The organism is Pseudomonas sp. SYWMCR5, from assembly GCF_057197165.1.
In genome coordinates this window covers 91,956-107,154 of record NZ_JBXUNH010000010.1, presented here as the reverse complement: position 1 = coordinate 107,154, position 15,199 = coordinate 91,956, and the positions used below count along the sequence as shown (strand labels likewise).

Below are 15,199 nucleotides of genomic sequence, written 5' to 3'. Positions count from 1 at the left end.
CATATTTGCGCTTCAGCCAGCCCCAACCATGGTGCCCCCTCCATCAAGCAACCGATCCTGATGCAGGATTCGACGCCTTGCGCACGTTTCACATGCGCTATAAACGAGCCGCAAGAGGTTCACTTAGTTTTGCTTTCACCTTCTGGCCCCACCCGTAAAGGCTGATCCTTTGGCGGGCCCGGCAGTGGCATCGGCGGCAGCAGCGGCGCGCCAGGCTGACGGCTGCCGGCCTTGGGAGGCGTACTCGGGGTGATCTGCGGGTAAGGTGTGGGCGTGGGCGTGCCCGGTGCACCTGGCACCGGAGTGATGCTTCCCGAAGGCTGCCCGGCGGCATCAGCCAGCGGGGCGCAAAGCAGGAGCAGCGTGGCAAGGATCACAGGCAACATCGTTAACCTCCCGTCCGGAACCTGCCTAAAGGCTACGCCCAATTGCGCGCTTTTGCCTGTCCGCCAGGCCCGCAGGCGCGCTAGACTCAATGCCATAACCGTCATTGCCCTGATAACGAAAAAGGTAACACCATGAGCTCGGCCTCCACCTCCGCCGCCACCGCCCGCCTCGACCGCATCCTCGCCGACGCCAAGCGCGACAAGGAAATGGGCTACCGCGACAAGGCACTGAAGATGTACCCGCACGTCTGCGGGCGCTGCGCCCGTGAGTTCTCCGGCAAGCGCCTGTCGGAACTGACCGTGCACCACCGCGACCACAACCACGACAACAACCCCCAGGATGGCTCCAACTGGGAGTTGCTGTGCCTGTACTGCCACGACAACGAGCATTCGCGCTATACCGACCAGCAGTATTTCGGCGAGGGCTCGCTGAGCACGCCGAAAACCAATGTCGCCACGCACAACCCCTTCGCCGGCCTGGCTGCCCTGATGAAGAAGGACTGACCGTCGATTCATCCGCCCACGGCGTCGGCGAGCCCGTATAATCGCGCTCTTTTTTTGCGAAGGGCCCCGACTCGTGGCGAACAAACGGTACAGCTGCATCGGCCTGTTCAACCCAAAATCTGCTGAAAACGTCGGCTCGGTGATGCGAGCGGCAGGCTGCTATGGCGTCAACTCGGTGTTCTACACCGGCAAACGCTACGAGCGCGCCCGCGACTTCGTCACCGACACCAAGCGGGTGCACTACGACATCCCGCTGATCGGCATCGACGACCTGCAGCGCATCATCCCGCTGGGCTGCACGCCAGTGGCAGTGGAGCTGGTCGACGGCGCACGGCCGCTGCCCGAATACACCCATCCGGATCGGGCGATCTACATCTTCGGCCCGGAGGACGGCAGCCTCGACGAAAGCGTACGCGCCTGGTGCGAAGAAACCATCTACATCCCCACCCAGGGCTGCATGAACCTGGCCGCGACGGTCAATGTGGTGCTGTATGACCGGCTGGCCAAGGGCTTGAATACTCGCTCCGGGCCCAAGTTCAAGTAACGGGGATCAGGGTAATTGCACTGAACGCCGGGGCAGCCTCCAAGGTCAGCTGATGTACCAACCCACAAGGAGACCTACCCATGCTCGATATCCATTCGGCGTCAGACAGGCATGACCACAACGTCCAGGGCTGGGAGCGCGTCAGCTCACTGGCGGGCGGTGCCCTGATGATCAGCAAAGGGATGCGCCACGGCGGGCTGATCGGCTTGCTGCAGGTAGCGGTGGGCGGCATGGCGCTGGCCCGGGGCATCAAGGGGCATTGTGCGACCAAGGCCTGGTTCCACAAGCATCGTGCGGAGTACCACCGGTTGCATGCCGATATCGAACGGGGAGCGGCGGAGTTGAAGGCACTCAAGGCCAGCGCCGAGGCGGCGACCCGCACGGTGACGGTGACGGGTAAGGATCCGTTGGCTGGGGTTTGAATCGGCGGTGGCCTCTTCGCGGGCAAGCCGGCTCCTACAGGACCTCCACAGCCTTGAGGGTGGTGTAGGAGCGGGCTTGCCCGCGAAGAAGCCGACACCCGCTCAACGCAACAACTTGCTCTCCAGCACCTCGGACTCGCGCCCCAGAACGCTCTCGCTGATCTGGATGAATTCCTCCGTGCTGACACTGGCCATGCGCATCAGCGCGCGAGTGACGTCGTCCAGCGAGCGCTTGTCGTGGCTGTGCAGGCGAATCTCGCGATCCAGCGCCTGCAGCAACAGCACGCCCCTGGCCACCTGCATTGCGTCGGCCTGCTCGGTGCGAAGGGTCTTGACCTTGGCGCCGTCCTTCTGCAATCGCGCCTGCAACGCCTGGTAGCGGTCATCGCTCAGGCCGCCGGCGCGGCGCAGCAGTTCGGTGGCGTAGTAGTCGGTCAGGCTCTCGCCCAGCCAGTCACTGCGATCACGGTCGTCGATCTGCGCGAACAGTTGCACCAGCTCACGCAGCAGCGGGCTGCTGCCGCTCTCGCTGATCAGCGGGCCGGTGCTGTGCAGGTACAGCGAGTTGCGCGAGGCACGCGCACCGCGCCACATGTCGTCGCGGGCACCGACCACCAGCAGCTTGGGCGGATTGCGCGGGAACACCGCCTGCAACTGCGGCCAGACGAAGGTCATCAGGGTGAGGGTGTCCATGCGCCGCATGCCTTGCCCCTGCGGCGCGGCGACCGTCACCTCGGTATCACCCAGGCGTGCGCGGCGGCTGCCGAGGTTGCCGGCGAGCATCCAGCCAGTGGGGCGGTCGAACAGGCGCGAGACGTTGTCGATACGGAATTTCTGCTTGCCGATGCGCGGCCAGGCCGTCTCGACACTCTGCCAGCCCGACGGCAGCTCGAAGGCCAGGCGTGTCACCAACTCGGTGCCATCCTGCTGATCGAGACGGGCTGGGGGCACGAGCTGATCGCCGCGAAACAACGCCCAATGCGGTGTGATGCGTGCCTCATGGGCGCTGCCATGGGGCTTCACATCGAGCTGCACGCGGTAGCTGAGGCTGCTCTTGCCTGCTCCGGGGTGCCAGACGCCACGGTCCTGCTGCACCTGCCATTGGCCGTCCGCCTTGAAATCGCTGTAGGCACCCTGCCTGCCCAGGTCGAAGTCCAGGCTGCGCACCGGCGTGCCCTCGGCCAGGGTCAGGCGCACTTCGGCCTGGCCCGTCTGGGGCAGCAAGCGCACCTGGTAATCCAGATCGACCTTCTTCGCCCAGGCCGGGAAGCTGGCCGACAGGGCCAGTAGCAACAACAACGGGCGACGCATACAGAAACTCCTTGTTCCCCAGAGGCGCGGGCCAGGCGGATCAGCCGGCGCGAAAGATCAGGTGGTCTTCCCAGTCGTCTTCGTCGACGTCGTTCTCGCTGAGCATCCGCCCGGACTGGGAAATGCGCTGCTCATGGACCTGCTCGCGGTCGCCACAGACCAAGTGGTGCCAGGCCGGCAGATCCTTGCCCTCGCTGACCAGTCGATAGCCACAGGTGGTCGGCAGCCATTTGAACTGGTCGGCCTTGCCCGGCGTGAGCTGGATGCAGTCGGGCACCTGCTCGAAGCGGTTGGGGTAGTCGCTGCACTGGCAGGTGTTCATGTCCAGCAGTTTGCAGGCGATACGCGTGTAATAGATGCTGTTGTCATCCTCGTCTTCGAGCTTCTGCAGGCAGCATAGCCCGCAGCCGTCGCAAAGCGACTCCCACTCCTGCGGGTCGAGCTGGTCGAGGGTCTTGCGCCGCCAGAAGGGCGCGGGGTCGGCGATCATCACACGTTTTCCTGCAATCACTTTGAAGGCCGCGGCGCGCGGCGGCGCCAGTCTAGAGCCTGTCCCGACGCAATGCCATACCGCTTGTCAGTGCCGAGCGGACGCAGTAGCGTTCAGGCTTTCCCTCGTCCTTTCGCAGGAGCCCGCATGAGCGTCAATCCCCGCATCGCCGACTATGCCATCAACGAGCAGTTCATCAACCGCTGGTCACCTCGTGCGTTCACCGCTGAACCCATCAGCGAAGAGACCCTGCTGAGTTTCCTCGAAGCTGCGCGCTGGGCGCCGTCGGCCTACAACTCGCAACCCTGGCGCTTCCTCTATGCCCGCCGCGACACGCCGAACTGGGAGCGCTTCCTGGAATTCCTGGTGCCGTTCAACCGCAGCTGGGCACAGCAGGCCTCGGCGCTGGTGCTGATCCTTTCCAAGACCACCTTCACTGCCCCGGGCGCCAGCGAAGAGACACCTGCCCTGTGGCACACCTTCGATACCGGTTCGGCCTGGGGCCACCTGGCGCTGCAGGCGAGCATCAGCGGCTGGCACACTCACGGCATGGCCGGGTTCGACCAGGAACTGGCGCGCAAGGAGCTGAAGGTCCCCGAAGGTTATGTGCTGCATGCGATGGTGGCGATCGGCAAGCTGGGCGACAAGGCCAGCCTGATCGAGGCGTTGCAGGCACGTGAAGTGCCGAGTCCGCGCCGGCCGCTGAGCGAGTTGGCGGCTGAGGGGGATTTCAGCCTCTAAGACCGGGTTGGCCCTATCGCGGGAAAAACCCGCGATAGGGCCAACAGAAGCACCTCAATACCCCCGCGAGAAATCCACTTCCCCGCGCAGCCCCTGCCCCGCCGCATACGCCCGCACGTTCTCGACGAACAAGCGCACCATCGCCACCGGCGAGGTCGGCGCCGAACTGTGCCCGGTCAGCAGCAACCCCCAGGCGGTCCAGAACGGATGGCGCTGGGGCAACGGCTCCTGGCGGCAGACATCGATCACGGCACCAGCCAGGTGCCCCCTCTTGAGTGCCTCGACCAGGTCGGCATCGACCACCGCCACACCACGCCCGGCGTTGATGAACAGCGCGGTCGGCTTGAAGCACTGAAACAGTGCGGCATCATACAGGTCATGGGTAGCCGGGGTATCCGGCAGCAGGTTGAGTACGTAATCGACCTGGCCGACCAGCCGCGGCAACGCATCCAGCCCCGCCACTTCGACGAACGGCGCCTGCTCGCGCGGGCTGCTGGCCACGCCATACAGCGTCACGCCAAACGGCAGCAGGAACTCGGCGACCCGCTGGCCGATGTCGCCGGTGCCGACGATCAGCACCTTGCGCCCTTCCAGGCTGTTGCCCGGCCGGCCATCCCAGCGCCGCTCGACCTGGCTGACCAGCCGCGCCAGTACATCGCGCTCGTGGGCCAGCATGTAGGTCAGCATGTACTCGGCCATGACCTGGCCGAAGATGCCCACCGCGCGGGTCAGGCGATAGTCACGCGGCAGGCCGTCGGCCAGCAGCGGCGTGATACCCGCCCAGGTGGACTGCATCCAGGCCGGCTTGTGGCCCTGGCGCAGCAGGCTGGCGACCAGGTGAGGCTCACCCAGCCAGATCGGGCATTCGGGGGCGTGGCGCGACAATTCGGCGGAATCGCCACTGGTCAGGACCTCCAGGTCCGGTGCCAGCTCGCCCAGCAGGCGAGCGTAAAGGGCATGATCCTGTTCAGCGATCAGAACGCGCATCTCGATGACAACCTTGCAGAACGACGAAAGCGGCCCGTCGAGGGCCGCCTGTTGATAGGGTTCGCGCCCCGGCTCAGGCCGGATCGTTGCGCCGCAGCAGCTCTTCGGGCAGGTGCTCGATGTAGTCGTCGTCCGGCGGCGGCATCTGCAGGTGGTAACCCTGGTTGTCGAGGTTCTCCAGCACCTTGGCGATGTCCTCGCGAGCCAGCTTGCGCTCGGGGGTCAGCACCAGGTCGAAGGCATGCACCGGCGTACCGAAGAACGGCAGCAAGCCCTCGGGCACGCGCTCCAGGCCCTCGGCCTTGAGCACATACAGGTACATTTCGCGCTTGCGCGGGCTCTTGTAGATCGAGCAGATACGTTTCATCGAGTCTCTCCGGCACCTGCCAGGTCGTCCAGCAGGGCCTGGCCCATCCGCTCACGGCGCCAGCCGCGCAGCGAATCGGGCAATTGATAGGGGCCGTTGGGGTAGCCGCTCTTGAGCAGGGCTTCCAGGGCCTTCTTGCGCAGCATCAGCTCCGGGGCGATCTGCAGGCGCTCGCCTTCGGCCTGGCCGATGGCGCGCAGGCGCTTGAGAATGCCGGCGGCTTCGATCGGCAGCGGCTCGGGCAGCACCGCGGGCCATTGCTCGGCGGGCTGGCTGGCGGCGTTCTTGATCAACTCGAGCAGCGTTGCGCCGTCCTGGCGGATGGTGCGCGGGTGCATTTCGTCGATCTTGGCCAGCGCCGACAGGCTGTCGGGCTGCCCCTTGGCCATGGGCCACAGCGAGTGCTCCTTGAGGATCCGGCTGCGCGGCACATCGCGGCTGCGGGCTTCACGCTCGCGCCAGGCGCACAGCTCGCGCAGCACCGCCAACTGCTGCGGGCCCAGCTTCCAGGCCAGCTTGACGTCGCGGTAAAGGGTTTCGGGCTCGACTTCACGGCGCATTTGCGCGACCAGCTCGGCGCCGTCCTCCAGCACCCAGGCGTACTTGTCATCCGACAGGCGCGGGCGCAGGGCGGTGAACAGCTCGGCCAGGTGCACGGCATCCTCGGCGGCGTAGCTGACCTGAGTGTCGGACAACGGGCGCTGCAACCAGTCGGAGCGCGTCTCGCCCTTGGGCAGCTCGATACCCAGCACTTCCTGGACCAGGCGCGAATAGCCCATCGAGAAACCGATGTTCAGGTAACCACCGGCCAACTGCGTGTCGAACAGCGGCTGCGGCAGCTTGCCGGTCAGGCGCAGCAGGACTTCGAGGTCTTCGCTGCAGGCGTGCAGCACCTTGACCACGCTACTGTCTTCGAGCAATTCGCCCAGCGGCTGCCAATCGCGGATCAGCAGAGGGTCGATCAGGTAGGCGCTTTGACCATCGCCGACCTGCACCAGGCCAGCCTTGGGATAGAAGGTATCGACCCGCATGAATTCGGTGTCGACGGCCACGAACGGCAGCGTGCGCCACGTCCGGCAGAGTTCGGCCAGGGTCTGGTCGTCACGGATCCAGTGTATTTCGATGGCCACAAGGCTCTCCCACAAACATTGGCGCGCAGTATATACGGCGCGGGCACTGCTCGTGAAACCCGGGCCATCCATGGTGGCGATCAGCGGTAACGATAGCGCGCTGTCAGTTCCTGGCCGTCAACCAGGGCCGGCACCCGGCAAACATGTCCAGCGACTGCTGGTACACCTCGGTGCGCACCTGCAGCAGGCCCAGCATCGAGTGGAACAGGTTGTCCTGGCTCAGCGGCGTGTCACGCATCTTCGACAGGCAGTCGGTATCGATGGCGAAGTCCTGGCGGTAGCTGTCGGAGAACCAGGCCAGCAGCGGAATATGCTTCTGCTGGTCAGGCGCAAGCATGTACGGGGTGCCGTGCAGGAACAGGTTGTATTCGCCCAGCGACTCGCCATGGTCGGAGAGGTAGATCATGGCGGTGTCGACCTTGTCCTGGTGCTTGCGCAGGGTGTCGACCAGCGACGCCAGCACCTCGTCGGTGTAGGCCAGCGTGTTGTCGTAGCTGTTGACGATGTCCTGCTGGCTGCACTGGTTCAGGGCGTTGCTGCGGCACACCGGAGTGAAGCGCTCGAAGCCCGCGGGGTAACGCTTGTAGTAGTCCGGGCCATGGCTGCCCATCTGGTGCAGCACCAGCACGGTATCCTTGTCGAGGCTGTCGAGCAGCGCATCGAGGTTCTGCAGCAGGATCTGGTCATGGCACTCGCCATCGGCGCACAGGACCGGGTCCTTGGCGCTGGTGAGGTTGACGTAGTTGAATCGATCGCAGGTGCCTTTGCAGCCGGACTGGTTATCACGCCACTGCACCTCGATGCCGGCACGCCCGAGGATATCGAGCAGGCCCTCGCGGCGGCTGGCCAGGCTCGGATCGTAGTCCTTGCGTGCCATGCCGGAGAACATGCAAGGCACCGATACAGCCGTCTCGGTCCCGCACGAATGCACATCGGTAAAGCCCAGCAGGCCAGCCTCCTTCGACAGGCGTGGCGTGGTATCGCGGCCATAACCCAGCACACCGAAGTTCTCGGCTCGGGCACTTTCACCCACCACCAGCACGGTCAGAGACTTGCGCTCATGCTTCTGCCAGGCGGCATCGCGACGGGCATCTTCGCCGTATTTCTGGAAGGGTTTGGCAGCGCTGCCGAGCTTTTCGCTGGCATAGCTGAACGACGCCCCGACGATATTGCTGGGGGTCAGCATCAAGTGCAGTTCGTGGTGATTGCGAAACAGCGACGACAGGCCCTGGTAATTGACCAGGCCGATCGAGCCCAGGGCTGCAACGCAGGCGCCGCTGACGATGAGCTTGCCCAGCAGCTCGCGGTGCCAGGGGCGGTAGGCGATGCGCGCCTTCCAGAGCAACAACGACGGCACGACGCCCAACCCCAGCATATAAAGTGCGAACTTCAACGACAGCAAGTCACGCACTTCCTCGATATTGGTTTCGGCGACATTGCGGAACATCCCGGCATCAATAAGTACGCCATATTGATTCATGAAATAGGCGACACCGGCACCACTCATGAAAAGCACAATCAAAACCGGTTTCAACACATACTTGAAGGCCAACAACGTCAATATCAGGTTGAAGGCGAACAACATCAGTACGGCAAACGCCAAGCCCAGCCACAGCCCAACCATGCCGGAGGGCAGGATGGTCTCCAGATGCTCCCAGAGGAACAGATTGAGGCCGATCAACAGGTAAAGGCTGGCCAGCAGCGTGACCCACTCGGTCCGCAGTGATTTGATTTTCAACATGGCGTTCGCAATCAGAGTTTAGAAGCGACCAGGCGTACCCGGGCGGGCACCTTGGGAAGTTGGCCGAACTGTAGAAAGCGTAGCATCAATTTTTTGTGAAAAAGACGCCAACAATCAGTTGTCATGCGTCTTTCATGATTAATTAAAGTTCATTCAGCTGCCATTCAGCCGCGTTGCGACGCTGCAGCCATGCCCGGCGAACCGCTCCCGCCTTCGGCAAACGCAGCTATCCTGAAAGATCAGGACTTTTACCAACCCCTGAAACAGAGGTGAAGAGATGCCAGTCCCGCACGATCTGCTAGCCGACCTGCATATTACCGAAGACAAATTCCAGGCCCTGATCGACAAGGATCAGGACCTGCACAAGCTGCACAAGGAATACAACGCCAAGGACAAGGAAGTGCTGGCCGCCGAAGGCAACGGCACCAACGACGAGGCGGTCAACCGCCTGCGCAAGGAGCGTCTGCTGATCAAGGACAAGATCGAACGGATCATTCATCCGCCCAAGGCTTGAGGTCGTTCGTTGCAACGCCATCGCGGGACAAGTCGGAACGCCGAACCGCCGCTCCCACAGGAACCCAACGGTTTCAGCTACAACGTAGCACCTGTGGGAGCGGCGGTTCGGCGTTCCGACTTGTCCCGCAATAGCGTCAGCCGCCGTTACGCAGAGGCCGCCGCCTGCAACCCCGCCTCGAGGTCATCGATCAGGTCGCGGTAATCCTCGATCCCCATCGACAACCGCACCAGGTTCTCGCTGATACCCATCACGCCCTTCTGCTCCGGGCTGAGCGAGTTGTGCGACATCGTCCAGGAATGGTTGATCATGCTCTCCACACCGCCCAGCGAGTCAGCCAGGACGAAGATCGACAACGCTTCGACCAGGCGATTGACCGCGGCACGGTCACCCTTCACACGCAGTGCCACCACCGCCCCGCCAGTGCGCATCTGGCGCTGGCACAGCGCATGCTGCGGATGGCTCGCAAGCCCGGGGTAGAACACCTGTTCGACCTGCGGGTGCTGCTCCAGGTACTGCGCCACGCGCAGGGCGTTGGCGCTCTGGCGCTCCATGCGCACATCGAGGGTCTTCAGGCCGCGCAGGGCCAGGTAGCAGTCGAACGGGCCCTGGATCGCGCCCACCGCCATGCTGATCTTGCGCAGGCGCGCCAGCAGTTCAGGATTGCCCGCCACCACCACCCCGCCAGTCAGGTCGGAATGGCCGCCGATGTACTTGCTCGCCGAGTGCATCACCAGGTCCACCCCCAGGGTGATCGGTTGCTGGTTCCACGGCGAGCAGAAGGTGTTGTCGATGCAGGTGAGGATGCCGCGCTCGCGGGCCAGGTCGCACAGCGGCTTGATGTCCACCAGGTGCAGCAGCGGGTTGGTCGGCGACTCCAGCCAGATCATTTTCGTATTCGGACGAATCGCTGCGGCGACGGCGTCCAGGTCGTTGAGGTCGACATAGGTGGTGGTCAGCCCGCAGGTGTGTGCCCGGTAGTCCTCCATCAGGCGGAAGGTGCCGCCATAGACGCCATTCATCACCACCACGTGGGCATCCTTGGGCAGCAGCTCGAGCACCGTGGCAGTGGCGCTCACGCCCGACGCACAAGCGACCGCACCGACACCCTCTTCCAGGGCTGCGACGCAGGTTTCATAAGCATGCCGGGTCGGGTTGCTGACGCGGCTGTAGGCGTACTCGGGGTTATCGTCCAGGCCGCGCTTGATGAACGAGCTGGAGGTGACAATGGCCGGGAAGATAGCGTTGTCGGCGACGCTGGACTGCTCGCCGGCGTGGATGGTGCGGGTGGCGAAATTGCGCGGTTTTTCGGCCATGGTCGGATCCGTTGACTGAAGGGGTCAGGTAGAAAACCGCCACTATCGCATATCCCGGCCCGACCCGCTGCAACAGCGCCAGACGTAGCAAGCGATTCCCCTATTGAGCTACTCTCGAGAAACTTTTTCTGCAAAGCCGGCCCCTATCGCCATGGACAGTTTCGACCAGCACATCCTCACCCTGCTCCAGCGCGACGCCTCGATCTCCCTCAAAGACCTGGCCGAGGCGGTCAACCTGACCACCACGCCCTGCTGGAAACGGGTCAAGCGCCTGGAGGATGAAGGCTATATCCGCGGCCGCGTCGCCCTGCTCGACCCCGAGCGCATCAACCTGGGCCTGAGCGTGTTCGTCCAGCTCAAGACCCAGCGCCACGACAGCGCCTGGCTCGAGCATTTCGCCAGGACCGTGACCGGTTTCGAGGAAGTGATGGAGTTCTACCGCATGTCCGGCGACTGGGACTACATGCTGCGGGTGGTGGTCAGCGACATTGCCGCCTACGACCGCTTCTACAAGAAGCTGATCACCAGCACCGACGGGCTGTCGAACATCACGTCCAGCTTTGCCATGGAACAGATCAAGTACACCACGGCGTTTCCGGTGTATCGGTGAGAAGATCACGGCAGCGGCCTGATGCGCCCTTACTGATCGCTTGATAGATCACACCTATCAAACGGTCAGGCAAAGCAATTTGACGCCCGTGCCTGCAGGTTATAGCGTGGACATTACCCCACCCCACCCTTCCGAGCGCGAACGTGGAACACAGCAGCCAGGCCCTGATCGACGGTTTCAACCGAAAAATCGACTACCTGCGAATGTCGGTGACCGACCGCTGCGACTTCCGCTGCGTCTACTGCATGGCCGAAGACATGCAGTTCCTGCCCCGCCAGCAGATCCTCAGCCTCGAAGAGCTCTACCAGGTCGCCGAGCGCTTCGTCGCACTGGGCACCCGCAAGATCCGCCTGACCGGTGGCGAGCCGCTGGTACGCCAGGGCATCGTCGACCTGTGCGGGCGCATCGCCGCCCTGCCCGGCCTGCGCGAGCTGTGCATGACCAGCAATGGTTCGCAGCTTGGCCGCCTGGCCCAACCGCTGTTCGATGCTGGCGTCACACGCCTGAACATCAGCCTCGACAGCCTCGATGCACAACGCTTCAAGGCCCTGACCCGCACCGGCGACCTGGCCCAGGTGATCGCCGGCATCGACGCTGCGCGCCAGGCAGGCTTCCGCCGTACCAAGCTCAACTGTGTGGTGCTCAAGGGCCGCAATGACGATGAAATCGTCGACCTGGTGCGCTTTGCCATCGACCGCGAACTGGACATCACCTTCATCGAGGAAATGCCGTTGGGCGTGATCAGCGAGCACGAGCGTGGCGAGTCGTTCTACTCCAGCGACGATGTGCGCGAGCGCCTGGAACCGCACTTCACCCTGATCGAATCGGCCGAATCCTCCCAAGGCCCGGCCCGCTACTGGCGCCTGGCCGAAGCGCCGCAGACGCGGGTCGGCTTCATCTCGCCGCACAGCCACAACTTCTGCGCCACCTGCAATCGCGTGCGCCTGACCGTCGAAGGCCGGTTGCTGCTGTGCCTGGGCAACGAGCATTCGATGGACCTCAAACAGGTCCTGCGCAGCCATCCCGGCGACAGCGAGCGCCTGGAGCAAGCGATTCGCGACGCCATGCACCTCAAGCCCTACCGCCATCACTTCGAGGTGGGTGGCGAGGTGCAGATCCTGCGCTTCATGAACATGACCGGCGGCTGATCGGCCGTCTCTGGAACCGCCTTGATCGTCCATTCCAACACCGACATGCTGCGCATGCTGTTCACCCTGCGCGGCTCGATCGTCAAGCGCATCGCCCTGCGCTGCCTGATGGTGACCTTGCTGGCAGCGCTGATCGTGCTGGTCGAGCGACGCTACCCGGCGCTGTTCTACCCGGTCAGCGCCACGCCCTTCACCCTGCTCGGGTTGTCGCTGTCGATCTTCATGAGCTTTCGCAACAACGCCTGCTACGACCGCTGGTGGGAGGGGCGCAAGGCCTGGGGGCGGATGATCATCGAGACTCGCTCGTTCATCCGCGAAAGCGTGGTGATCGCAGATCCGGCCCTGCGACGTGAGCTGCTGCGCAGCCTGTGCGGCTTCGCCCATGCGCTGAACGCCCGCCTGCGCAACGAGGACGAACTGCGTGGCGCGAAGCCGTGGCTAGCCGAGGGCGCAGTCGGCACCGAACACAATGTCTGCGACGGCATCCTGCGCCAGATCGGCGCGCACTGCTCGCACCTGGCCACCCAGCAGCACATCAGCGAATTCCGCTATACCCTGCTCGAGCAACGCCTGCTGGGGCTGTCGGAGGTGCAGGCGACCTGCGAGCGGATCAAGGGTACGCCGCTGCCGTTCCCCTACACCCTGCTGCTGCACCGCACCATCTACATCTTCTGCCTGCTGTTGCCGTTCGCCCTGGCCCAGCCCCTGGGCTGGCTCGCGCCGCTGTTCACCACCATCGTCAGCTACACCTTCCTTGGCCTGGATGCGATCGGCAACGAACTGGAAGACCCGTTCGGCCGCGACGAGAACGACCTGCCCACCGACGCCATGGTGCGCACACTGGAGCGCGATGTGCTGTCGGCGCTGGGCGAGCCGCTGCCGCCGGTGCTGGAGCCGGTGAAGCATGTGTTGAGCTAGAGGCGACCGCTCACAAGATTTGTCTACACAGGGTTTTTTGCGTCAGGCTAGGGGCCCGGCGCGAGCGTCCAGTCGATAAGACGTGTCGTGCAGTCCTTCTCTATCGTCAGGCCCGACCATGGACATCAAGCAGCTCAAGTTCCTCATCGCCCTCGACCAGACCCGCCACTTCGGCCAGGCCGCCGCGCTGTGCCACATCACCCAGCCGACCCTGTCGATGCGCCTGCGCAACCTGGAGGATGAGCTCGACCTGGTGCTGGTCAAGCGCGGCCAGCGTTTCGAGGGCTTCACCGAAGCCGGCGAGCGCATCCTGGCCTGGGCCAAGACCCTGCTCGCCGCCCACGACGGCCTGCAGGCCGAGGCCGCCAGTTGCCGCGGCCAGGTGGTCGGCAGCCTGCGCCTGGGCACCGTGCCGCTGGCCAGCTTCAACCCGATGGAGTTGCTGCTGCCGCTGCGCGAGAAATACCCCGAACTGCACTTCCAGCTGAGCTCGCTGAGTTCGGAGCAGATCATCGACGGCCTGAGCCGCAACCAGCTCGACCTGGGTATCTGCTACCTCGACCAGGTCAATGTCAGCTTCTTCGATGTGATCGAGCTGGGCACCACCACCATGGGCCTGCTGCACGATACCCGACACTTCCAGTTCGACACCGAACAACTGCGCTGGGAAGACCTCGACGGCCTGCCGCTGGGCCTGCTGAGCAAAGGCATGCACTACCGCCAGTCGCTGGACCTGAGCTTTCGCAGCCGCGGCCTGGAACCCCAGGCCGTGCTGGAAAGCGACTCGACCTTCCAACTGATCCAGGCACTCAACGCCGGCATCTGCTGCGCGGTGATGCCGCTGGACTGCGGCCTGGAAGAGCTGAGCGAACACCTGCGCATCATCCCGGTGGCCGACGCCAGCATTCACAGCCCGGTGGGCCTGTTGCTGCGTCGCAGCGAACCGCGCTCGGCCATCGCCGAACAGTGCTTCGACGAAGCACGTGCACTGTTCAGCGCAGGCTGAGCCTGCTCAGCGCTTGGCCAGGCCAAGGGTGCCGAGAAGCAGGGTGTCGCGGGCAAGGGTACGCAGGTGGGGCATGGTGACGGCTCCGGTCGATGGGGTTTTCAGCTCGTAAACGCCCGCCACGCCGGTTTATTCCCTCACCGTCGGTCACCCGGTCAGCGACCTTGCCCCAACTGCGCCGCCAACCACTGCGAAAACACCCGCACCCGCGCCGACAGTTGTCGGCTCTGTGGGTACACCACCGACACCGGCATCGGCGGTGGCGGGCAGTCCGGCAACAACTCGCGCAGGCTGCCGGCCGCCAGTTCCTGGACAATCCGGTAGCGCGGGACCTGAACGATCCCCAGCCCCGACAGCGCCGCGCCGGTGTACAGGTCAACGCCGGTCACCGAAACCCTCGCTGGCAACAAACGCTCCACCACCTCACGACCGACCCTGAACTCCAGGGGCACCGCCCTGCCGGTGGCGCTGGACAGGTAATCCACCGCGAAATGCTGCTGCAAGTCGTCCAGCGTCGCGGGCGTGCCGTGTTGCGCGAGGTACTCGGGGCTTGCCACGGTCACCTGTTCAAGGCTGGCGACCTGTCGGCCGATCAACGACGAATCCTGCAGCAGGCCCGCCCGCAGCACGCAGTCCACGCCTTCGCGCACCAGATCGACCAGGCGGTCGTCCTCACCGATGTGCAGGGTGATGTCCGGGTACTGCGCCAAAAACCCACCCAGCGCCGGCATGACGAAATGCTTGGCCAGGGTGCCCTGCAGGTTGACCCGCAGCAGGCCCTTGGGCGGGGCATTGCGAAAGGCGCTTTCGGTCTCCTCGAGGTCCAGCAACAGGCGCACGCATCGGTGGTAGTAGGCCTCGCCATCGTGGGTCATGCGCACATGCCGGGTGGTGCGCTCGAGCAGGCGCACGCCGAGGCGCTGCTCCAGGCGCTTGATCAGGTTGGTGACGGTGGCCCGCGGGATCTGCAGGTCTTCGGCGGCCTGGGAAAAACTGCCGCGCTCGGCGATACGCACGAACACCTGCATTTCCTGGAAGCGATCCATGGACGGGTTCTCCTGGAA

General features: G+C 64.2%; 18 protein-coding genes. 9 read left to right on the top strand and 9 right to left on the bottom strand.

The features are described 5' to 3' along the window. Positions 1–119 precede the first annotated feature (119 nt). Complete coding sequence (locus AC2CGW_RS22470) at positions 120–386, bottom strand: hypothetical protein (RefSeq protein ID WP_484574625.1); 267 nt, start codon at positions 384–386, stop codon at positions 120–122. Positions 387–518: 132 nt separating this feature from the next. On the opposite strand from AC2CGW_RS22470, the gene AC2CGW_RS22465 reads away from it, so the two are divergent. The 3 genes from AC2CGW_RS22465 to AC2CGW_RS22455 all read left to right on the top strand — a co-directional run bounded on the left by AC2CGW_RS22465 (position 519) and on the right by AC2CGW_RS22455 (position 1,856). Then, positions 519–890 (top strand): YajD family HNH nuclease, encoded by a 372-nt coding sequence (locus AC2CGW_RS22465; protein ID WP_288377749.1) that lies wholly within the window; start codon positions 519–521, stop codon positions 888–890. Positions 891–963: 73 nt separating this feature from the next. After that, the gene (locus tag AC2CGW_RS22460; RefSeq protein WP_054895033.1) at positions 964–1,434 is read left to right on the top strand and encodes an RNA methyltransferase; all 471 of its coding nucleotides are present in this window, start codon (positions 964–966) and stop codon (positions 1,432–1,434) included. A gap of 80 nt (positions 1,435–1,514) precedes the next feature. Beyond that, positions 1,515–1,856 (top strand): YgaP family membrane protein, encoded by a 342-nt coding sequence (locus tag AC2CGW_RS22455; RefSeq protein ID WP_063543658.1) that lies wholly within the window; start codon positions 1,515–1,517, stop codon positions 1,854–1,856. A 102-nt stretch (positions 1,857–1,958) separates the two neighbouring features. On the opposite strand, the gene AC2CGW_RS22450 is transcribed toward AC2CGW_RS22455, so the two are convergent. Next, positions 1,959–3,167: a hypothetical protein gene (locus AC2CGW_RS22450; protein WP_484574624.1), complete on the bottom strand. Its 1,209-nt coding sequence runs from the start codon at positions 3,165–3,167 to the stop codon at positions 1,959–1,961. Between the two features lie 40 nt (positions 3,168–3,207). After that, positions 3,208–3,657, bottom strand: coding sequence for a YcgN family cysteine cluster protein (locus AC2CGW_RS22445; protein ID WP_063543654.1), 450 nt, complete (start codon positions 3,655–3,657; stop codon positions 3,208–3,210). A 147-nt stretch (positions 3,658–3,804) separates the two neighbouring features. On the opposite strand from AC2CGW_RS22445, the gene AC2CGW_RS22440 reads away from it, so the two are divergent. After that, positions 3,805–4,398 carry a nitroreductase family protein gene (locus AC2CGW_RS22440; RefSeq protein WP_186666916.1) on the top strand — a complete coding sequence of 198 codons (594 nt, stop codon included), beginning with the start codon at positions 3,805–3,807 and terminating at the stop codon, positions 4,396–4,398. A 54-nt stretch (positions 4,399–4,452) separates the two neighbouring features. Here AC2CGW_RS22440 and AC2CGW_RS22435 read toward each other — a convergent pair whose 3' ends face one another. The 4 genes from AC2CGW_RS22435 to AC2CGW_RS22420 form a co-directional block, all read right to left on the bottom strand. Further along, a complete protein-coding gene (locus AC2CGW_RS22435) occupies positions 4,453–5,385 on the bottom strand; it encodes a D-2-hydroxyacid dehydrogenase (protein WP_484574623.1) in 933 nt (310 codons plus the stop codon). Between the two features lie 73 nt (positions 5,386–5,458). After that, positions 5,459–5,752 (bottom strand): YcgL domain-containing protein, encoded by a 294-nt coding sequence (locus tag AC2CGW_RS22430; RefSeq protein ID WP_186666918.1) that lies wholly within the window; start codon positions 5,750–5,752, stop codon positions 5,459–5,461. Further along, positions 5,749–6,882, bottom strand: coding sequence for a ribonuclease D (gene rnd, locus AC2CGW_RS22425; RefSeq protein WP_426352583.1), 1,134 nt, complete (start codon positions 6,880–6,882; stop codon positions 5,749–5,751). The genes AC2CGW_RS22430 and rnd overlap by 4 nt, the downstream gene beginning before the upstream one ends. 103 nt (positions 6,883–6,985) lie before the next feature. Further along, on the bottom strand, positions 6,986–8,623 hold the full coding sequence (locus AC2CGW_RS22420) for a phosphoethanolamine transferase (RefSeq protein ID WP_186722145.1): 1,638 nt from the start codon (positions 8,621–8,623) through the stop codon (positions 6,986–6,988). 277 nt (positions 8,624–8,900) lie between these two features. On the opposite strand from AC2CGW_RS22420, the gene AC2CGW_RS22415 reads away from it, so the two are divergent. Next, complete coding sequence (locus AC2CGW_RS22415; protein ID WP_402765846.1) at positions 8,901–9,137, top strand: HP1242/YdcH family protein; 237 nt, start codon at positions 8,901–8,903, stop codon at positions 9,135–9,137. A 146-nt stretch (positions 9,138–9,283) separates the two neighbouring features. Here the strand turns inward: AC2CGW_RS22415 and AC2CGW_RS22410 are convergent, their stop codons facing one another. Next, positions 9,284–10,453, bottom strand: coding sequence for a trans-sulfuration enzyme family protein (locus AC2CGW_RS22410; protein WP_186722149.1), 1,170 nt, complete (start codon positions 10,451–10,453; stop codon positions 9,284–9,286). 151 nt (positions 10,454–10,604) lie between these two features. Between AC2CGW_RS22410 and AC2CGW_RS22405 the strand changes: the two genes are divergently transcribed. The 4 genes from AC2CGW_RS22405 (at position 10,605) to AC2CGW_RS22390 (ending at position 14,135) form a co-directional block, all read left to right on the top strand. Further along, a complete protein-coding gene (locus AC2CGW_RS22405; protein WP_065861420.1) occupies positions 10,605–11,063 on the top strand; it encodes an Lrp/AsnC family transcriptional regulator in 459 nt (152 codons plus the stop codon). A gap of 143 nt (positions 11,064–11,206) precedes the next feature. Beyond that, the gene (gene moaA, locus AC2CGW_RS22400) at positions 11,207–12,211 is read left to right on the top strand and encodes a GTP 3',8-cyclase MoaA (protein ID WP_288377752.1); all 1,005 of its coding nucleotides are present in this window, start codon (positions 11,207–11,209) and stop codon (positions 12,209–12,211) included. A gap of 21 nt (positions 12,212–12,232) precedes the next feature. Next, positions 12,233–13,129: a bestrophin family protein gene (locus tag AC2CGW_RS22395; protein WP_186709760.1), complete on the top strand. Its 897-nt coding sequence runs from the start codon at positions 12,233–12,235 to the stop codon at positions 13,127–13,129. 118 nt (positions 13,130–13,247) lie between these two features. Continuing rightward, positions 13,248–14,135 carry a LysR family transcriptional regulator gene (locus tag AC2CGW_RS22390; protein WP_125930503.1) on the top strand — a complete coding sequence of 296 codons (888 nt, stop codon included), beginning with the start codon at positions 13,248–13,250 and terminating at the stop codon, positions 14,133–14,135. A 155-nt stretch (positions 14,136–14,290) separates the two neighbouring features. Here AC2CGW_RS22390 and AC2CGW_RS22385 read toward each other — a convergent pair whose 3' ends face one another. After that, positions 14,291–15,181 carry a LysR family transcriptional regulator gene (locus tag AC2CGW_RS22385; protein ID WP_288377754.1) on the bottom strand — a complete coding sequence of 297 codons (891 nt, stop codon included), beginning with the start codon at positions 15,179–15,181 and terminating at the stop codon, positions 14,291–14,293. Positions 15,182–15,199 lie beyond the last annotated feature (18 nt).

Coding starts and splice junctions, on each gene's coding strand:
- AC2CGW_RS22470 (WP_484574625.1), bottom strand. CDS start 386: ATGTTGCCTGTGATCCTTGCCACGCTGCTCCTGCTTTGCGCCCCGCTG.
- AC2CGW_RS22465 (WP_288377749.1), top strand. CDS start 519: ATGAGCTCGGCCTCCACCTCCGCCGCCACCGCCCGCCTCGACCGCATC.
- AC2CGW_RS22455 (WP_063543658.1), top strand. CDS start 1,515: ATGCTCGATATCCATTCGGCGTCAGACAGGCATGACCACAACGTCCAG.
- AC2CGW_RS22450 (WP_484574624.1), bottom strand. CDS start 3,167: ATGCGTCGCCCGTTGTTGTTGCTACTGGCCCTGTCGGCCAGCTTCCCG.
- AC2CGW_RS22445 (WP_063543654.1), bottom strand. CDS start 3,657: ATGATCGCCGACCCCGCGCCCTTCTGGCGGCGCAAGACCCTCGACCAG.
- AC2CGW_RS22440 (WP_186666916.1), top strand. CDS start 3,805: ATGAGCGTCAATCCCCGCATCGCCGACTATGCCATCAACGAGCAGTTC.
- AC2CGW_RS22435 (WP_484574623.1), bottom strand. CDS start 5,385: ATGCGCGTTCTGATCGCTGAACAGGATCATGCCCTTTACGCTCGCCTG.
- AC2CGW_RS22430 (WP_186666918.1), bottom strand. CDS start 5,752: ATGAAACGTATCTGCTCGATCTACAAGAGCCCGCGCAAGCGCGAAATG.
- AC2CGW_RS22420 (WP_186722145.1), bottom strand. CDS start 8,623: ATGTTGAAAATCAAATCACTGCGGACCGAGTGGGTCACGCTGCTGGCC.
- AC2CGW_RS22415 (WP_402765846.1), top strand. CDS start 8,901: ATGCCAGTCCCGCACGATCTGCTAGCCGACCTGCATATTACCGAAGAC.
- AC2CGW_RS22410 (WP_186722149.1), bottom strand. CDS start 10,453: ATGGCCGAAAAACCGCGCAATTTCGCCACCCGCACCATCCACGCCGGC.
- AC2CGW_RS22405 (WP_065861420.1), top strand. CDS start 10,605: ATGGACAGTTTCGACCAGCACATCCTCACCCTGCTCCAGCGCGACGCC.
- AC2CGW_RS22390 (WP_125930503.1), top strand. CDS start 13,248: ATGGACATCAAGCAGCTCAAGTTCCTCATCGCCCTCGACCAGACCCGC.
- AC2CGW_RS22385 (WP_288377754.1), bottom strand. CDS start 15,181: ATGGATCGCTTCCAGGAAATGCAGGTGTTCGTGCGTATCGCCGAGCGC.